19 protein-coding genes are annotated in these 15,583 nt (G+C 54.9%); 8 read left to right on the forward strand and 11 right to left on the reverse strand.

From position 1 onward, the window contains the following. Nucleotides 1-111 precede the first annotated feature (111 nt). From AUQ41_RS01790 to AUQ41_RS01800, 3 genes are read right to left on the reverse strand one after another with little or no spacing between them, the layout of a single operon-like run. Nucleotides 112-519, reverse strand: a complete 408-nt coding sequence (locus AUQ41_RS01790) for a VOC family protein (RefSeq protein ID WP_063086252.1) — start codon at nucleotides 517-519, stop codon at nucleotides 112-114. Nucleotides 520-557: 38 nt separating this feature from the next. Next, entirely contained in the window at nucleotides 558-995 is a 438-nt protein-coding gene (locus AUQ41_RS01795) for an SgcJ/EcaC family oxidoreductase (protein WP_063086253.1), read from the reverse strand. Nucleotides 996-1,054: 59 nt separating this feature from the next. Continuing rightward, a complete protein-coding gene (locus AUQ41_RS01800; RefSeq protein WP_063086254.1) occupies nucleotides 1,055-1,528 on the reverse strand; it encodes a VOC family protein in 474 nt (157 codons plus the stop codon). A gap of 119 nt (nucleotides 1,529-1,647) precedes the next feature. Here AUQ41_RS01800 and AUQ41_RS01805 point away from each other — a divergent pair, with 119 nt between their 5' ends. Continuing rightward, nucleotides 1,648-2,127 carry a MarR family winged helix-turn-helix transcriptional regulator gene (locus tag AUQ41_RS01805; protein ID WP_063086255.1) on the forward strand — a complete coding sequence of 160 codons (480 nt, stop codon included), beginning with the start codon at nucleotides 1,648-1,650 and terminating at the stop codon, nucleotides 2,125-2,127. Nucleotides 2,128-2,154: 27 nt separating this feature from the next. On the opposite strand, the gene AUQ41_RS01810 is transcribed toward AUQ41_RS01805, so the two are convergent. The 4 genes from AUQ41_RS01810 to AUQ41_RS01825 form a co-directional block, all read right to left on the reverse strand. Then, nucleotides 2,155-2,637: a GNAT family N-acetyltransferase gene (locus tag AUQ41_RS01810; protein ID WP_063086256.1), complete on the reverse strand. Its 483-nt coding sequence runs from the start codon at nucleotides 2,635-2,637 to the stop codon at nucleotides 2,155-2,157. Nucleotides 2,638-2,757: 120 nt separating this feature from the next. Continuing rightward, on the reverse strand, nucleotides 2,758-2,994 hold the full coding sequence (locus tag AUQ41_RS01815; RefSeq protein ID WP_008888791.1) for a hypothetical protein: 237 nt from the start codon (nucleotides 2,992-2,994) through the stop codon (nucleotides 2,758-2,760). Nucleotides 2,995-3,076: 82 nt separating this feature from the next. After that, nucleotides 3,077-3,706 (reverse strand): glutathione S-transferase N-terminal domain-containing protein, encoded by a 630-nt coding sequence (locus AUQ41_RS01820; RefSeq protein ID WP_168173389.1) that lies wholly within the window; start codon nucleotides 3,704-3,706, stop codon nucleotides 3,077-3,079. 50 nt (nucleotides 3,707-3,756) lie between these two features. Continuing rightward, complete coding sequence (locus AUQ41_RS01825) at nucleotides 3,757-5,214, reverse strand: alkaline phosphatase D family protein (protein ID WP_063086260.1); 1,458 nt, start codon at nucleotides 5,212-5,214, stop codon at nucleotides 3,757-3,759. Between the two features lie 199 nt (nucleotides 5,215-5,413). Between AUQ41_RS01825 and AUQ41_RS01830 the strand changes: the two genes are divergently transcribed. Beyond that, nucleotides 5,414-5,713: a cupin domain-containing protein gene (locus AUQ41_RS01830; RefSeq protein ID WP_008888786.1), complete on the forward strand. Its 300-nt coding sequence runs from the start codon at nucleotides 5,414-5,416 to the stop codon at nucleotides 5,711-5,713. Between the two features lie 95 nt (nucleotides 5,714-5,808). On the opposite strand, the gene gshB is transcribed toward AUQ41_RS01830, so the two are convergent. Next, nucleotides 5,809-6,753, reverse strand: coding sequence for a glutathione synthase (gene gshB, locus AUQ41_RS01835; protein WP_008888785.1), 945 nt, complete (start codon nucleotides 6,751-6,753; stop codon nucleotides 5,809-5,811). Between the two features lie 234 nt (nucleotides 6,754-6,987). Here gshB and AUQ41_RS01840 point away from each other — a divergent pair, with 234 nt between their 5' ends. The 6 genes from AUQ41_RS01840 to rlmN all read left to right on the forward strand — a co-directional run bounded on the left by AUQ41_RS01840 (nucleotide 6,988) and on the right by rlmN (nucleotide 12,522). Next, nucleotides 6,988-7,686 (forward strand): outer membrane lipoprotein carrier protein LolA, encoded by a 699-nt coding sequence (locus tag AUQ41_RS01840; RefSeq protein ID WP_063086261.1) that lies wholly within the window; start codon nucleotides 6,988-6,990, stop codon nucleotides 7,684-7,686. 512 nt (nucleotides 7,687-8,198) lie between these two features. Next, complete coding sequence (locus tag AUQ41_RS01845; RefSeq protein WP_008888783.1) at nucleotides 8,199-8,876, forward strand: EI24 domain-containing protein; 678 nt, start codon at nucleotides 8,199-8,201, stop codon at nucleotides 8,874-8,876. A 284-nt stretch (nucleotides 8,877-9,160) separates the two neighbouring features. Beyond that, nucleotides 9,161-9,661, forward strand: coding sequence for a polymer-forming cytoskeletal protein (locus AUQ41_RS01850; protein WP_231959646.1), 501 nt, complete (start codon nucleotides 9,161-9,163; stop codon nucleotides 9,659-9,661). Nucleotides 9,662-9,673: 12 nt separating this feature from the next. Next, the gene (locus AUQ41_RS01855; protein ID WP_143588682.1) at nucleotides 9,674-10,192 is read left to right on the forward strand and encodes a hypothetical protein; all 519 of its coding nucleotides are present in this window, start codon (nucleotides 9,674-9,676) and stop codon (nucleotides 10,190-10,192) included. Between the two features lie 279 nt (nucleotides 10,193-10,471). Next, nucleotides 10,472-11,035, forward strand: coding sequence for an invasion associated locus B family protein (locus AUQ41_RS01860; RefSeq protein ID WP_063086267.1), 564 nt, complete (start codon nucleotides 10,472-10,474; stop codon nucleotides 11,033-11,035). Nucleotides 11,036-11,265: 230 nt separating this feature from the next. Next, complete coding sequence (gene rlmN, locus AUQ41_RS01865) at nucleotides 11,266-12,522, forward strand: 23S rRNA (adenine(2503)-C(2))-methyltransferase RlmN (RefSeq protein ID WP_008888779.1); 1,257 nt, start codon at nucleotides 11,266-11,268, stop codon at nucleotides 12,520-12,522. A gap of 162 nt (nucleotides 12,523-12,684) precedes the next feature. Here rlmN and AUQ41_RS01870 read toward each other — a convergent pair whose 3' ends face one another. The 3 genes from AUQ41_RS01870 to AUQ41_RS01880 all read right to left on the reverse strand — a co-directional run bounded on the left by AUQ41_RS01870 (nucleotide 12,685) and on the right by AUQ41_RS01880 (nucleotide 15,210). Then, nucleotides 12,685-13,050 carry a Dabb family protein gene (locus AUQ41_RS01870; RefSeq protein WP_008888778.1) on the reverse strand — a complete coding sequence of 122 codons (366 nt, stop codon included), beginning with the start codon at nucleotides 13,048-13,050 and terminating at the stop codon, nucleotides 12,685-12,687. Continuing rightward, nucleotides 13,047-14,327, reverse strand: coding sequence for a murein transglycosylase A (locus tag AUQ41_RS01875; protein WP_063086269.1), 1,281 nt, complete (start codon nucleotides 14,325-14,327; stop codon nucleotides 13,047-13,049). The genes AUQ41_RS01870 and AUQ41_RS01875 overlap by 4 nt, the downstream gene beginning before the upstream one ends. A gap of 187 nt (nucleotides 14,328-14,514) precedes the next feature. Then, entirely contained in the window at nucleotides 14,515-15,210 is a 696-nt protein-coding gene (locus AUQ41_RS01880) for a Tim44/TimA family putative adaptor protein (RefSeq protein ID WP_008888776.1), read from the reverse strand. Nucleotides 15,211-15,583: the final 373 nt, after the last annotated feature.

Below are 15,583 nucleotides of genomic sequence, written 5' to 3' on the forward strand. Positions count from 1 at the left end.
TTTACGTGATCTGATAAGCGCAAGCATAAAAACATTTCGCTTTAACAACTAACTGATTTCTCAGAGATCTCCCCGATCCACCAGACCGCCAAGTTTGGTGCGGGTGGGCACCTATGCCGGTTCCATGTCGGTATTGACCATCCAGGGCGTGCCGAACTTGTCAGTCACCAGACCAAAGCCCTTTGACCAAAACGTTTCTTCGAACGGCATGATCACTGTGCCACCCACCGCAAGCCCGTCGAAATACGCACGCGCCTTTTCGGCAGTCGGGGCATGAATGGAAATGTTCATGCCTTTCATCGCCTCGAAATGTTCGGATGGGCTGTCAGACGCCATAATGTTCCAGCCGTCACCGACAAGGCAGGCATGGGCCATTTTGTCGGCCATGGCGGGCATTTCTTCGGCCATCGGGGTTTCACCATAAGACATGGTGATAAGCTCACCCCCCAGAACAGACTGATAAAACTCCATTGCCGGGCGGCAATTACCATCAAAATTCAAATAGCTGATCACTTTCATCGGGGCTTCCTTTGTAAGATTGCGTTGATGGGCACGGCTTATGGCTCAAGCCCGAACTGGGCTTGGCCATTTTCAAAATCAAACGGCACGGAAAAATGCTCGTGCGCGATGCGCCATTGGCCGTCGCGCTTTTCAAGCTGAGTGCTTGAACGCATCCAGCTTGAATGTTCGGTACCATCCGGATCGCGCATGCCACAGCGGATCAGGAAATGCGCAACACCAAGATGGCCTGAGACGCGAATGCTTGGTGTCTGCATCTCGACAATCATGTCGGCGTCCTTGGGCAGGCACTTTTCCCAATGGGCGCGGTAATCGGCGGCGCCATTGAATTGCAGTGGTCCAACCGCGTCATAGGAACAGATATCGGGGTGATAAAGCGCCATGATCGCATCGATATCCTTGCTGCGATTGGCATTCGCCCAACGATCAAACAGATCGGCAATCGCCTGGCGATCCTTGGCTTGTTTTTCTGACATCAGACATATCCTTGCGTTGGTGGTGCGAGGGGTTTGGCTTCATGAGTGCTCAGGCCTGATCAGCCATCGGCGACCGCACGTTCAAGTGCCGCGATATCGATCTTTTGCATGGTCATCATTGCGGTTGCCGCGCGTGCGGCGATGGCCGGGTTCGGGTCGCTCATCAATTCAATCAGGCGCGTCGGGGTGATTTGCCAACACACGCCAAACCGGTCTTTGACCCAGCCACAATCGCGTGGCTGCCCGCCGTCGGACAGACAATCCCAGTAATAATCGACCTCTGCCTGATCCTTGCAGTCGACGACAAACGAAACGGCTTCGGTAAACTTGAAATCTGTGGGGAAGTTGAACGCGGTAAAGCTTTGCCCAAATAGTTCAAAGCCAATGGTCAGAACACGTCCCTCCGGGCCGGGACCGGCCGCACTTGCACGCATGACTTTGCCGATTTTGGCATCGGCAAATACCGAAACATAGAAATTCACGGCTTCTTCAGCGGTTTGATCAAACCATAAAAAAGGACTGATCTTCTGCATGGGGCATTCTCCTTGCCAGGCAGAACGGATTTAACGCGGTGACGGTCAAAACGGGCGATTTATCAGCATTTTCTTGTTTTCCCATTTGACAAATACGTTGATATCAACATAATTTATCCATGTCAAAAAAAGATTTCAACCATAGCGATCAGATCGTCCCCTATGCCGACACCATAATGGTAAGGGACTCGTGCCTTTGCCTGCATGTCCGGCGTGCCGCACGCACCGTCGCAAGGCGGTTTGATGACGCCTTTCGCCCCCTTGATCTGACAAGCGGACAATATTCACTTTTGATGTCATTAAACCGGCCATATCCGCCGCATATGAAAGATGTCGCCGACCTGCTGGCGATGGATCGCACCACCCTGACGGCCAATCTCAAACCGCTTGAACGGCGTGGACTGATTGAGATTACACCCGACCCCAAAGACAAGCGTGGCCGCCTGCTGGCTTTGACCAAGGACGGCTTACACCTTCTCAGTCGCGCCTTCCCGATCTGGCAGGAAACCCAACAACAGCTGGAAAATCAGGTCGCCAACACGGATCCAAAGCAGCTTCTGGCAGCGTTAATCAACCTGTCCCAGGAACCCGGCAACTAAGCCGGGCTTTGGCAATGCCAAGCGGGATTAGCCGATCTCAAGCCGGAACTTTTGAAAGCAGGCCCCGTCATGGGAAACCGTTCCTTCGAACACGGCACCAAGGCGCCTTAACGCGGCGAGTTTGGTGCGGGTCGGCGGCAACAGGAATGTCACCGACGAAATACGCGGATCGGATCGGGCAAATTCAAGCGCCTTGTGCGTGATCGCCATGCCAAGCCCGAAACATTCAGGCCGCAGCACCAGCCCATAATCCCAATCATCGCCTTCTTTCTGAAACCCGCCCCAGCCGACATAGGTGCCATCATAAAAGATCGCCCAATGTCCCAGGCCATCGCGCTGCCAATAAGCCTTCTTGGCCGCCATGAACCGAGCGACGTCATCCTCATCCCACGGACCGTTTAGCAACGGCATATGCTCCGCCATTCGCGGATCGGACATATGGGCAATCAGGGTTGCGGGCGCGATATCGTCAAGCGAACCAAACGAAATCGCATCAGATCGGGTTGTCATCGGGCAAGACCAAACTCAGGCAAAGAAAAAGGCGCAAGAACAATCGGTTCATAGCGCCCTTCATCGGCCACTTTGTCAATCAAGCCCACCGGCATCGGCCATCACATTTGCGCTAGCGGCCTAGTCCGAGGTTTCGTCATCCGTTTCGCGCGGCGGAAGGAATTCCTTGCGGCACGGCACGGCAACCTCATCAACCACGGTCCAGCCGAAATTACGGAACTTGCCGAAACTGGCCTTTTTCATGGTGATGCCGCTTTCCTTGTGCTTGCGCACTTCCTTGGGGTCTTCGCCCTCAATCCGTTCAGCGCGGACCCAGGCGCGTTCACGCATGGCTTTGGTAATGGTCGGTTCGGTCATCGGCTTTTCGCAATTCAATCTTCAAAAGGCGGCGATAGCATGTCTGGCGGCGTTTGTCGCAGGTAATCGTTGGATTTGCTGATCAATCACCATCGTGGGGCAGGTGGAAGGTGGTCTCGGTAAAGGATTCACGTTCTGACATGATCGCCATCCAGTCGCGCACCCGCACCGGGATATCAAACCGCCGGTCCGGCCAACGGAAATCAATGTAATAAAGTGCAATCAGCACCGACCAGGTGCCAAGATGTGGCTCCTCGGTGCGAAGCGCCGGAAGGCCATCGAGGATCGCCTCGATGCCAGATGTAATCGCCTGCGCCTGTCTTTCCATTACGTCTTCGGAACGATCACCGTCTTCGCGTTGGGAGTCGGCATAAAGCCGGGCGGTTGCCGCCATCATGCCATCCGCCAATCCCTGCCATTTAAGGGCGCTTAAGCGGGCCGGGCCGCTTTCGGGGATCACACCCTTTGAAATGCCCTGGGATTTGGCAAGCTGATCAAGATAGTCGCAGATCACGGCAGATTCAAAAACCGCCATGCCGTCTTCAAGGATCAGGGTCGGCACTTTTGCAAGCGGGTTATGGGCACGCAGCGCCTCATCCGTCCACGGATCAATCAGGATCTCGCTGATCTGTTTTTCCAGACCCAACTCGCGCAAGACAACGCGCACCTTGCGCGAAAAGGGTGAAGTTGGCGCGTAATAAAGCTGCATCATGATCCAAAGCCCCTTGCCATTGGCACATTTCCGTCGGTTACGCTTCGCGTTCAAACGCGCAAATCCGGCGTCCAGCCAATTCCTTCGAGATGCCATTTGGCATGCCAGTTGGTGTCTTTACGTAACAGTGTAAGGTAATTTCGCGCCGCACAATAGGTACCTTTGCGTTCCGGCAGCGGTTTTAACTCTGTCGGCCGACCCGGAAGCGGGTTCTCCCCGATCCATGCCAGAAGGCCTAAAACCCTGGCAAAGGTGGGGGGTGGTGCGGTGTGCGAAATGCCCGATGCCACCAGTTGATGGATGGTTTTACCCCGTGTTTCAAAGGTGCCCCGGGTTGCGACATGGATTTCCCCCGATAACAGGGTGATCTCGTGATCATGCTCGTTGGCGATTTCTTCGATCAGTTCAAGGAAACGGCACCATTCGCGCCGGTGCCAGCGGCTTTGCCACTGATCGCGCAGGTCATCCTCGTATTTCTGGGCACGGGGGGAAAGATGCAACACCATCTCGATCAATGATAATCTCGGCCCGATCACCGGCACACTCGACATCAGAAGAATACGATTGCCATCCGGCACGGTTTTGAGCATCTCGGGCAAATCGCGCCAGCCATGGCCGCCCATCACGTCATTTGGTGTCCGTTCGGATCGCAAATCAGGCGCAACAATACTGACGCCCGGAAAATCGGTGCGCCAGCCAAGGCTTATGCCATCGCGATCCTTGACCATATCGGGCAAATCATCGGGTGTGCAGCCAAGCTGCATCAGGCAAAAGGCTTCGCGTGCGCAGGCAAACATGCCCTTGGCAACGGCACTGCCCTGAAACCACTTCTTGTGACTGCCCCAGCCATCAAAAATGTCATGGTCATCCCACATCATAAGCGACGGCACGCGCGCCAGCATGTGGCGGATCTGCGGTTGGCCATAAATCGCCAGATAATGATCAAGATAGAACTTCAAAACAGCATCGCGCATGACATCGGAAAAGGCGGTTGCCAACCGTTCGCTGCGCCCGGCCTTGTCCCAGGCAATGATATCCTCGTGGCATTCCCAGACGCCGTCGGCGTAAATCTGATCGCCACCATGCAGCAAAAGCGAAAAGGCCTGTTTTGCATGTTCTTTGCCCAAATCCGACCAAAGCGCATTGCGGTCTTCAAGCGGCCGGTCCAGATCGCCGTCTTCCTGACCATTGCACGATACAAACCCGATGCGAAGATCACTCCCAAGATCGGTGCATACTTCGTATGTTTCGTTTCCGAAACTATATGACGCGGCCCGGTTTGACGGCAGCTCAAAATCAAACCGCCAATAGCTTCGGCCAAACAGCGTTGCAAGCTTCGAGGGCGCAATGACATCACGGCCATTTGCCTTCAATTCCGGGATTTCTGCATCATCATCGGCAACCACAAGGGCGGCGATTTTTGCCGTCTTGGCATCAGCACCCCGGGCAAACAGGAACGGCCCATAAAGATCCTGATCGGTGATTTTTGTCGCCTCGGAGCTGGTCATGCGCTGTTACTACCTGCCAAAATGATGTGAACTTGACCCTTGAAACATACGTTTGATCGCCGCGTTAGTTCCAGCTTAGCGGAACCGGACGGCGACGGCATCGTCAAAGTCACACAACAGGCCGACATAAAAAAGGCAAGCAGCATGAGGGACTTGTCGCTATCATCAACGGGTTAACCGCAAAAATTGGAGAAACCCAGTGACTGCACAGCGCCCCAAAGCCATTCCCACCGTTCAGGTCGATGACGATGCCGTCAAGGTGACCGAATGGCACTTCCCGCCCGGCTCCGAAACCGGTGATCATGTTCACGGCATGGATTATGTCGTCGTCCCGATGACAACCGGCACCCTGACCATTGTGAACGATGACGGCACAACGTTTCCGTCCGACATGACCGCCGGGAAATCCTATGCCCGCAAGACCGGCGTGTCCCATAACGTGATCAACAACAATGACTTCGCCATCACCTTTGTCGAGGTCGAGGTCAAGGCGCGCTGATCAAAGCCCGCTTCAAGCCCCACAAAATCACCCAACAAAAAGGGCAGGTGATGATCACCTGCCCTTTTTAGCTTCACCGAAATGGGGAGCTCGGCCTAGCCAAGCCGCGTTTCAATCGCATCCCAGATCAGGCTTTCCAGTTTGGAGCCGTCAAAGCGGTTGATCTCCTGCAGACCAGTCGGCGAGGTGACGTTGATTTCCGTCATGTAATCGCCAATCACGTCGATCCCGACAAAGATCAGATCGCGTTTCTTAAGCTCCGGCCCGATGCGATCGCAAATCTCGCGTTCGCGCGGAGTCAGCATCGATTTCTCGGCCACACCACCGACATGCATGTTCGAACGTGCTTCACCCTCGGCCGGAACGCGGTTGATCGCGCCCACCGGTTCGCCGTCAACCAGAATGATGCGTTTGTCGCCCTTGCGCACGTCAGGCAAATAGGCCTGCACCATCAACGGTTCCCGCGACTGTGCAGCAAACAGTTCCAACAGGGAATTGAGGTTCTCGTCACCGGGTTTAAGGTGGAACACGCCCGCCCCGCCATTGCCAAACAGCGGCTTGACGATGATGTCCTTGAACTCTTCGCGGAATTCCTTGATGCGGGCTGCCGACCGCGTGATCAGGGTCGGCGGCATCAGATCTGGGAACTCGGTGACAAAGATCTTTTCCGGCGCATTACGGACATGGCCCGGATGGTTGACCACAAAGGTTTCCGGGTGGATCGCCTCAAGCAGATGGCTTGCGGTGATATAGTTCATGTCAAACGGCGGGTCCTGACGCATCAGGATCACATCGGTTTCGCGCGCCAGATCAATCACCCGTGCTTCGCCCAGATCATGGTGGTTGCCATGTTCGTAGCGCAACGTCATCGGGCGGACTTCCGCCTTGATCCGGCCCCGGTCATAGAACATGTCATCGGGATGATAGTGCAAAAGGTCATATCCCCGCGCCTGGGCTTCAAGGCCCATGACAAAGGTCGAATCCCCCTTGATGTCGATGCTCTCGATCGGGTCCATCTGGATGGCGACGATACGGCTCATTAAACGTGTTCTCCTGCTTGCCGGTGGTCAAACAACCTGCAATTAAGGCTCAAAACGGCCAATTAAGGTCATTTGCGGGCATGGCTTGACCCGGCTGGCCTTCCCGGCCAAATGATGCGATATGTTACTCGCAGTGAGTGGTTACTATTTGGCACGATTTTTATCATCCGCCATTCACCTTCTGCAATCGCCATGATTGCGATCAACGAATTGTTACGAACACCGGTAAGACACATGACCCGTTTGAACCAAGAACCGAAGACTCGCTGGAAATTGTTTGGCAAGAAAGGCCGCGCCGTTCTCGCGGCAAGTGTCATTGCGTCCGCCATCGGTCTTGGTGCGCTCACCAGTCTGACCCTGTTGCCAAGCACAGCCCACGCGCAAGCAAGCGATCAGATCACGCCTGAGATGATCGAAAAGATCGAAAACTATCTGGCCGGGATCACGACGCTCAAGGCCGAGTTCGTTCAGATTTCATCGGATGGCGGTGCGGCCGAGGGCGATCTTTATATGGAACGCCCGGGCAAGATGCGGTTTGAATATAACCCGCCAGCCCAGATCCTGCTGGTCTCGACCGGTCATGATTTCATCTATTATGACAAGGAAATCAACGCGCCGACCTATTTCGACATTGATGAAACCCCGGCCGGTATCATCCTGGCGGAAAACATCTCGCTGACCGACAAGGTCAAGATTGTCGATTATCGTCGCACGGCCGAAACTGTCCGCGTTGAACTGGTGCGCAAATCCGATCCGGGTGCCGGAAGTGTAACCCTGGTGTTTACCGAAAAGCCGATGCAGCTGCGTCAGTGGAGCGTCAAGGACCCGACCGGGGTCGAAACCACGGTCACCCTGTTCAATACCGAAGAGGGCATGCAGCTTGACCCGGAACTGTTCAAATTTGAACGCATCTGGCCAAATCAGCGCAACTAGCCCAAAAAAATTTCCCATCCGATTTTGATGTCTTTGAACCGCCCGTAAACCGGTGCCGGATCAAGAATATTTTCTGATTCAACTGCTTGGCCAAGTGGTGAATGTAATTGTGATTTCGTAACGAAATCACCGCGGATTGGAATCAGGGAAAAGTTTCAAAATTTGTCGGCTTTTTCGGGCCCAAACCCATGGCACGGACGCACTGTGCTTCCTATATGTGAGTCTGTCACAAGGTTCCCCTAAACGACGGGAACCCGGTGTGAGGAAAAGGTCTCCCCTACCTTTCCTCACGCTCCAGATTATCGGAGCGCTGGCGTCCGGTTCTCCCCCCTGGCCGGACGCCTTTTTTTTGCCTGATGCCTGCGATAGATGTCGCATTCTTGGGAAATCTGCAAAGCCACCCCCTGATTTCACAGGCTGTTAATTTTAATTGCCTACTAAACTAATGCATGATTCCCTTGCGGATATATTCCGCACACTCGACACATGACAGGACAGGACCGACATCTTCCATGATCAATGACTTTCTGAAATCCGTTGCGCAGTTTTCCGACCCGCGTTTTCGCAAAGTTGTGCTGATCGGTGTTGCCGGTGCACTGGCAACCATTGTCGGGTTGTGGGTCCTGATCTGGTTCGGCCTGAATTCCATCACCTTCTTTACCGATGGTGGCTGGCTTGAAACCGCCGTCGACTGGCTTCTGGGCATCGGTCTGACCCTTCTTGTGCTGTTGCTGTTTCCCGCGGCCACGGTCCTGATCTCGAGCCTTCTGCTCGATCAGATTGCCGACGCGGTCGAAGACAAGCACTATCCGACCCTGCCCGATACCCGTCCGCAGCCGATTATTGATGCGCTGATCAGCGGTCTTAAATTCGCCCTGACGGCTTTGGCACTTAACATTCTGATTTTGCCGCTTCTTCTGGCCGGACCGCTCTATGTCATCGCGTTTTACGGGATGAATGGCTATCTTTTGTCGCGTGAATATTTTGAACTGGTTGCCGCACGCCGCTATGATGCGCGAACGGTTGAGGCCATTCGCAAAAGCCGCCAGAAAAAGCTTTGGATTGCCGGGGTCGGTTTGACCTTCCTGATGACCATTCCCTTGGTCAATCTGGTCGCGCCGATCATCGCCACCGCCTTTATGGTCCACTATTCTGTGCGTCTTGGCACCTATGTGCCCGAGACCGCCTGACCGGTAACCGCAAGGCCGATACACCTAGACCAACATCGAAACTGCAACTCTAAGGATCTGGTCATCCCATGTTTGGAAAGAAAAAAGCCAACAAAACAGTCGACAGAAGTGCGACTTCGTCAGATACATCTCGCCTGGATGGATCAGACAAGCTTTCCGGGACGATGACCTCGGCCTCTGATGCTGTATCTGACAAAGCCAGCGAAACCCGCACGTTCGAAAAAACAGAAAAACGAACAGAGCCGCGGCTCTTCACCCAACCGCGCACAAAGGATGAACCGCAAATGTCCAGCAAACCGCATTCCACCAACTTCCGCCCGGAAATCCCGAAGCGCCCGCTTGAAATCCCGACCCGCGGCAGTTCCGGTCGCCCGGGAGGATCGGGTAGCCACTCCTCCGAGGGCAAGAAACTGACAGTTGGTCGTGACATCACGCTTAAAGGTGAAATCGGTTCCTGTGACGTTCTGGTCGTCGAAGGCGTTGTCGAAGCCCAGATCAAGGAATGCTCGCGCCTCGAAGTTTCCGAAGGCGGCAGCTTCATCGGTTCTGCCCAGGTGGATGAAGCCGAAATCAGCGGCAAGTTCGAAGGTGAACTGACGGCTGGCCGTGTGGTTGTCGTCCACTCGGCTGAAATCAGTGGCAAGATCACCTATGGTGCGCTTCAGATTGAAAATGGTGCCCGCATCAAGGGCGAGCTGGAATATGTCGAAGGTGCTGACACCGGTATAAGCCGCGGCGGCAGCACCGGCGCAATCACCATCCCGCGCAAATCTGACGATTCCTGATTTTTAGCGCGCATGATTGCTCTGACCCAAACCTCACCCCGAACAGACGTCACCCGTCCATTCGGGGTGATTTTGCTTCTGGCGCTCATTGCCATGGGTCTTTCGGCCTGTGGTGGCGGGTCGTCAGTGCCACCGGGTTCGACAAACACCAATTACGGCGAGCTTAATACCAAGGGCAACGTCACCACGACCCAGCCCGAAGCCCGCAGGCGCCCGGAAAATTCAAGATCACGCACCACAACGGCCGCCATCCCGTTCAAGCCGGTGCCCAACGCATCGCTCAAGGGTCTGTCAGAACCGGAAGTCGAGGCCAAAATCGGCGAACCGGAAATGATCCGCGGCGAAGGTGACATCCGCGTCTGGCAATACAGATCCGATCAATGTTCGTTTGATGCCTTCTTTGCCCCGGCAACCGAAGGTGCCCCCCGTGAACTCCGTCACATGCTTGCGCGCATGCGGCGCGGAAATCAGCCGATCACGGTTCAGGATTGTCTGGATCAGGTGGTCAAAAAGAATCTCGCACGCGGCTGACACCTGCCGATCAATTTTAGTGGTGTGACAACGGCTTACCGGCAATCCCGCCAATAAGGGCATCACCAGCCATGGCTGGCGTCCGGCGCCATCCACAGAATAATTTGTAAAATTTGCCTGTTCGCACCCGGTTGGACGCATTCCTTGGTTTAATCTTTACCTTTTGGCGGCAATCTCGGAAAACGAACCTCATAAATTTGCCATATCCTTTGGATTTTATGCGTCCTAACGTGGTCCGGTCGGACCGATCCCGAAACTTCAGACACGATACGCGACCTCATGAAAAAACACGCCCATCGTCTCGTCAGAAATTCGTTTGCCGCCGCTCTTGGCACGGTTGCCTGTCTGCTTGCGCTTGGTTTTGCGACCAACGTGGCACAGGCCCAGAACTCCCCGCAGCTGATTGATGTTTACGGCAAGTGGGAAGCCTACACCTATTCCGAGGATGGCCAGAAAGTCTGCTATATGGGCAGCCAGCCGACCTCGGCCAAAGGCGACTATACCCAGCGTGGCAAAATCTATGTCATGGTCACCCATCGCCCGGCACTCAAGCTGCTCAATGAAGTCAGCTTCATCACCGGCTATACCTACAAGTCGGGCAGCGAGGTCGATCTTCGAATCGATTCCAAAAGTTTCAAGCTGTTCACCCATGATGACTCCGCCTGGGCGGTAAACAGCGAAGAAGACCGCAAACTGGTCAGCGCGATGAAAGCCGGATCGAACATGGTTGTGGTTGGCTATTCGTCACGCGATACCAAGACCACCGATACCTATTCGCTGTCGGGCTTTACCAACGCCTATAATGCGATTTCAAAGGCCTGCAACACCAAGCCGGTCAACTGATCCATATCTGATCACACCGGTTGGTGGGGCCTTCACAGACTGCTTTGCAACCGTGATTGCAGTGCTGTGATAGCTGCAATGTGAAATTTATCGTTTCTAAATCGACCCGGCCCCGCTATATGCGGGGCCAAGCATTTTTGCATCATTTCTGGTATAGTCCCGCTGACGCCAGAACAAGACGGCCAAAAACCGTCTGGCAAACCCACACTACGCAAAAGAGAGAGCCCGGGATGACCGACGTCCTGACCGAAAACGCACCCCAGACCGATGCCCCTGCCAAGCAGGATGGGCCGTCGCTGTCCGACTTCGTTTCGCGCGCCGCCAATGGGCAGGCTGCCGACGGGCGTCGTGATCTGGTTGGCATCACCCGCGAAGAACTGACCGAACTCATGGCTGGCATGGGCGAAAGCAAGTTCCGCGTCAAACAGCTTTGGAACTGGATTTATAACCGCGGTGTCACCGACATCGAGGACATGACCAACATTTCCAAAAAGCTGCGCGATCGCCTGGCTCAGGATTTCTATGTCGGGCGTCCGGTTCTGACAGCCGATCAGAAAAGCACCGACGACACCCACAAATGGCTGATGAAGTTCCATGACGGCAACGAGGCCGAGACGGTCTATATCCCCGATCGCAACGAAGATCGCGGTGCTGTCTGCATTTCATCGCAGGTTGGCTGCACGCTGACGTGTAAATTCTGCCATACCGGCACCCAGCTTCTGGTGCGTAACCTGACACCGGGCGAAATCGTCAGCCAGTTCATGGTCGCACGCGACAGCTACGGCGAATGGCCGACCCCGGCCAATGGCATCCGCCGTCTGTCGAACATCGTCATGATGGGCATGGGAGAGCCGCTGTTTAACTATGAAAACGTTCGCGATGCCCTGCGCATTGCCATGGACGGCGAAGGTATTTCGATCTCGCGTCGCCGGATCACGCTGTCGACCTCGGGCGTGGTGCCGGAAATCGTGCGCTGTGGCGAAGACCTTGGCGTTGGTCTGGCGATCTCGCTGCATGCGCCTGATGATGATCTGCGCAACGAAATCATGCCGATCAACAAGAAATACCCGCTGAAAGAACTGATGGATGCGTGCCGGAACTATCCGGGCATGTCTAATGCCCGTCCGATCACCATGGAATATGTCATGCTGAAAGGCGTGAACGACAAACCGGAACATGCCCGTGCGCTGGCCAAACTGGTCAAAGGCGTTCACTGCAAGTTCAACCTGATCCCGTTCAACAAATGGCCGGGTTCGGATTACGAATGCACGCCGACCAACGATATCAAGAAGTTCGCGCAAATCCTGCTTGATAACGGCTACGAAGCGCCGATCCGCTGGCCGCGCGGTCGCGATATTCTGGCCGCCTGTGGCCAGCTCAAATCCGAAAGCCAGCGTCAGCGCAAATCACGCGTCGGCAGCACCGGTGACGCAGGTGGTTGCGGCAAATCGGATGCCGGCAACGAAGGCATCGTTGCCGCCCAGTAAGTCTGGCACCATTGCAATTCAGATCAACACCGGATGGCCTTGCTGTCCGGTGTTTTTCTTTGCGCTGTCCCTGTTTCAGGTCCATGCGCCGAAATATCCAAAAATACGCAATTTAGATCGTCGGTTTGATCTTAATTATAAGATAATCCGACGTAATCTAGTTCAGATCCAGCGTAATTCCGGCTTCTTGTCCGATCCCTTGTCAGGCGTATGGATGTCATCAACATTGACACTTATGGCGAGAATACCGCCAAGGCCGCCTTCGGTCATTTCCGACAATCGAATTCCAATCCAGTCCTGATCAAGGCCGCGGACATAGGTGTCGCGCGCCGCCAGATCGGTGAAATCAATGGTGATGGCGTGGGTAAATCCCTGACTAAGGCCGCTTCCGGTCATCTTTGCCCCGCCGCAAAAAGCCAACGCGCCCGGCACTGAAAAGGCAACTTTTTCAAGTTCGCCGATCATGGTGTCGATGTCGCTTTGCGCGATGTGGCTTGGGATCTGCAGCAACACAATATGACGGATCATGAAGTGCCCCCTGTCTGAGTATCCGCATCCTGCCAGCTTGCCGGATCGATGCTGTTGGGCAACAGGACATATTTCCGGCCCTGCCGGTTCATATGACCGGCATAAAGGGCCGCGTCCTCGCCCGGGCCAAAGAAGATGTCACCGCGCACCGGCCCGCGAATGGCCCCGCCGGTATCCTGGGCCACCATCAGGCGGCGGAATGTACGGTCCGCATTCATCGGATCGCTGGTTTCAAGCCAGACCGGAACCCCCATGGCGTGGAACCTGCGATCCACGGCCAATGACCGACCCGGTTCCAACGGCACCCCTTGCGATCCCAGCGGCCCCGCTTCGGGGTCATTCGGATCAACCTTAAGCGGCTGGAAAAACACGTAGGATGCGTTGGTATTCATCACCGCATCAGCTTCGCCCGGATTGTCATGCAGCCATTTACGGATTGATTGCAGCGATACGGTTTCACGCGTCAGCACCCCGCGCGCAATCAGTTCGCGCCCGATGGCAAAGTAAGGATGGCCGTTGGTCGCGGCATAACCCACCCGAAGCACACTTTCATCGGGCAGTACTACCCGACCAGACCCCTGAATTTGCAGGAAAAAGGCATCCACAGCGTCATCGACCCACACCAGTTCAAGATCGCGGTCCGATAACGCCCCTTCCTCGATCGCTTCGCGGTCGTAATAGGGTTTGATTGCATCACCCGCGATCCGCCCGACCAGCTTGGTGCCTTTCAGATCCTCGCGGAAATCGCCAAGATCGATCGAGACCATGTCATTGGGCTTAAGATAAAGCGGCGTCTGATTCGCCCCGCCACGGGTCAGCTGGCCTTGCAATTCCGGCTCGTAATAGCCGGTAAAAAGGCCCTCGGCCGTATCGCGATTGCCACTGAGATAGGGTCTGAAACCACTTTCAAAGAACGCACGTGCGTCTTCCTTGCGAAGGCTTTCAACATCAAGCGAAACCGCAGTTTCGCAACGATCACGCCACTGGCCAATCGTGCCCATGCGCGGATCAGGCCCGACGGGTTTGTCATCACTGCGTCTTAGCATCGCCTGGCACGACCGGGCAAAGGCCCGCACGGTGCCGCGCATATCGTCGGTCTGCCAGCCATCAAGATCGGCAAACGTCGCCGGGCGCAGGGTCAATTTGTCTTCCACCTCGGCCGGGGGTTCGATCTGTCCGGTGATTTGTGGCCAAAACATCCAGATCAGGGCGGCAGCCGCACCGACCAGAACAGAAACAAGGGACAGGCTGCGCGATAAAACCAGTCGTCTTTTCAAGATGGAAACCCGTATTTAGCCAATTCGAACGTCACCGTTTTTTCAACGGTTCTACGAAAACCCGATTTTGCCCCTGACATGCTTAACAAGCCGATAATTGCGCGGGCTCGTTACCATGCGGACATGAAAAAAGGCGACCCGGTTTATCGGATCGCCTTTGATATGTTTGGTCTTTGCGAAACCCGCGTTAATCGGCGGTTTCTTCTTCCGGGGTTTCGGTCGCAACCAGCTGCCAGTTCGGATCGCGGCTTTCGATGTTGCGCGCGAATGTCCAAAGGTCTTCGGCCTCGACCACCTTGTTGGGGTCGCCATCCACAACATCGCCCTCGGCATTGCGAATGACCGAGACTTCCTCGGACACGAACTTGACCGTGACATAGGCGGTGCGGCCTTCAAGGCTGGCGTCATGGATGGACGCGCTCTTGATACCGACCAGGGTGGTTTCCTCGTGCTCGCCCTTTTCAGCGCGGGCATCGATTGCAGCGGCAAAGTTCTTGTAAACCTCGGCCGAAAGCAACGGGTTCAGGCCATCCTTGTCGCCCTTGGCAAAGTATTCGACGATCATTTCGAACGCCATGCGCGCGCCATTCAGGAAGTCCTGCTGGGTGAAGTTCGGATCGTGCTTCTGGATCTCCTGCAGGGTTGCAAACGTGCCCGAAGGAACATCTGCCGCATCCTGATCGTTACCGGAGTCCGGCAGGCGATAAACATTATCGGTCTGAGCTGCGGCGTCTTTCTGGCCTTCATTGTCATGAGTCTGACGGCCAAAGATATCGGACGGCCCCTGCTTTTCATTGCCGGTGCGACGGCCAAGCACGCCACGCAAACGCAGCACAAGGAAAACCGCAATCAGAGCGAATAAGAATATATCGAAATACTGCAAGACGGTCTCGTGATCCTAATGGTTTCAAACTGGTTGTCTGTATATCACAACCGTGGTGGAGAGATGGTATGAACTTAACCAAATGCAAGGGCAACTGCCGATTACCCGGCAAGATGTGATCATCTTCACCCTTCACCGGTGCGATATGCGCCGGGGCAAGGCCAAGATGACGATCTGCCGCATTTTTGTCGCGTTGTCACATTAGCGTTCCCACCAACTAATCAACGAACTTAAGTGTGCAGATTAATGAGAAATCGCTGAAAACCAAGTTGTTTTCTGCAATAGTTTCAGCAAGACGTCAGCTTTGGCCGTAAAATGCATGTGATAATACGACATTTGCGGCGCATACAGGCAATCCATCGCCAGTAAACGG

The sequence above is a fragment of the Thalassospira sp. MCCC 1A02898 genome, from assembly GCF_001618185.1.
In the GTDB taxonomy this organism is placed as follows: domain Bacteria; phylum Pseudomonadota; class Alphaproteobacteria; order Rhodospirillales; family Thalassospiraceae; genus Thalassospira; species Thalassospira tepidiphila.

Excerpts from the sequence above, each read along its gene's own strand:
- AUQ41_RS01790 (WP_063086252.1), bottom strand. The coding sequence starts at position 519 with ATGAAAGTGATCAGCTATTTGAATTTTGATGGTAATTGCCGCCCGGCA.
- AUQ41_RS01795 (WP_063086253.1), bottom strand. The coding sequence starts at position 995 with ATGTCAGAAAAACAAGCCAAGGATCGCCAGGCGATTGCCGATCTGTTT.
- AUQ41_RS01800 (WP_063086254.1), bottom strand. The coding sequence starts at position 1,528 with ATGCAGAAGATCAGTCCTTTTTTATGGTTTGATCAAACCGCTGAAGAA.
- AUQ41_RS01805 (WP_063086255.1), top strand. The coding sequence starts at position 1,648 with ATGTCAAAAAAAGATTTCAACCATAGCGATCAGATCGTCCCCTATGCC.
- AUQ41_RS01810 (WP_063086256.1), bottom strand. The coding sequence starts at position 2,637 with ATGACAACCCGATCTGATGCGATTTCGTTTGGTTCGCTTGACGATATC.
- AUQ41_RS01815 (WP_008888791.1), bottom strand. The coding sequence starts at position 2,994 with ATGACCGAACCGACCATTACCAAAGCCATGCGTGAACGCGCCTGGGTC.
- AUQ41_RS01820 (WP_168173389.1), bottom strand. The coding sequence starts at position 3,706 with ATGATGCAGCTTTATTACGCGCCAACTTCACCCTTTTCGCGCAAGGTG.
- AUQ41_RS01825 (WP_063086260.1), bottom strand. The coding sequence starts at position 5,214 with ATGACCAGCTCCGAGGCGACAAAAATCACCGATCAGGATCTTTATGGG.
- gshB (WP_008888785.1), bottom strand. The coding sequence starts at position 6,753 with ATGAGCCGTATCGTCGCCATCCAGATGGACCCGATCGAGAGCATCGAC.
- AUQ41_RS01840 (WP_063086261.1), top strand. The coding sequence starts at position 6,988 with ATGACCCGTTTGAACCAAGAACCGAAGACTCGCTGGAAATTGTTTGGC.
- AUQ41_RS01845 (WP_008888783.1), top strand. The coding sequence starts at position 8,199 with ATGATCAATGACTTTCTGAAATCCGTTGCGCAGTTTTCCGACCCGCGT.
- AUQ41_RS01850 (WP_231959646.1), top strand. The coding sequence starts at position 9,161 with ATGTCCAGCAAACCGCATTCCACCAACTTCCGCCCGGAAATCCCGAAG.
- AUQ41_RS01855 (WP_143588682.1), top strand. The coding sequence starts at position 9,674 with ATGATTGCTCTGACCCAAACCTCACCCCGAACAGACGTCACCCGTCCA.
- AUQ41_RS01860 (WP_063086267.1), top strand. The coding sequence starts at position 10,472 with ATGAAAAAACACGCCCATCGTCTCGTCAGAAATTCGTTTGCCGCCGCT.
- rlmN (WP_008888779.1), top strand. The coding sequence starts at position 11,266 with ATGACCGACGTCCTGACCGAAAACGCACCCCAGACCGATGCCCCTGCC.
- AUQ41_RS01870 (WP_008888778.1), bottom strand. The coding sequence starts at position 13,050 with ATGATCCGTCATATTGTGTTGCTGCAGATCCCAAGCCACATCGCGCAA.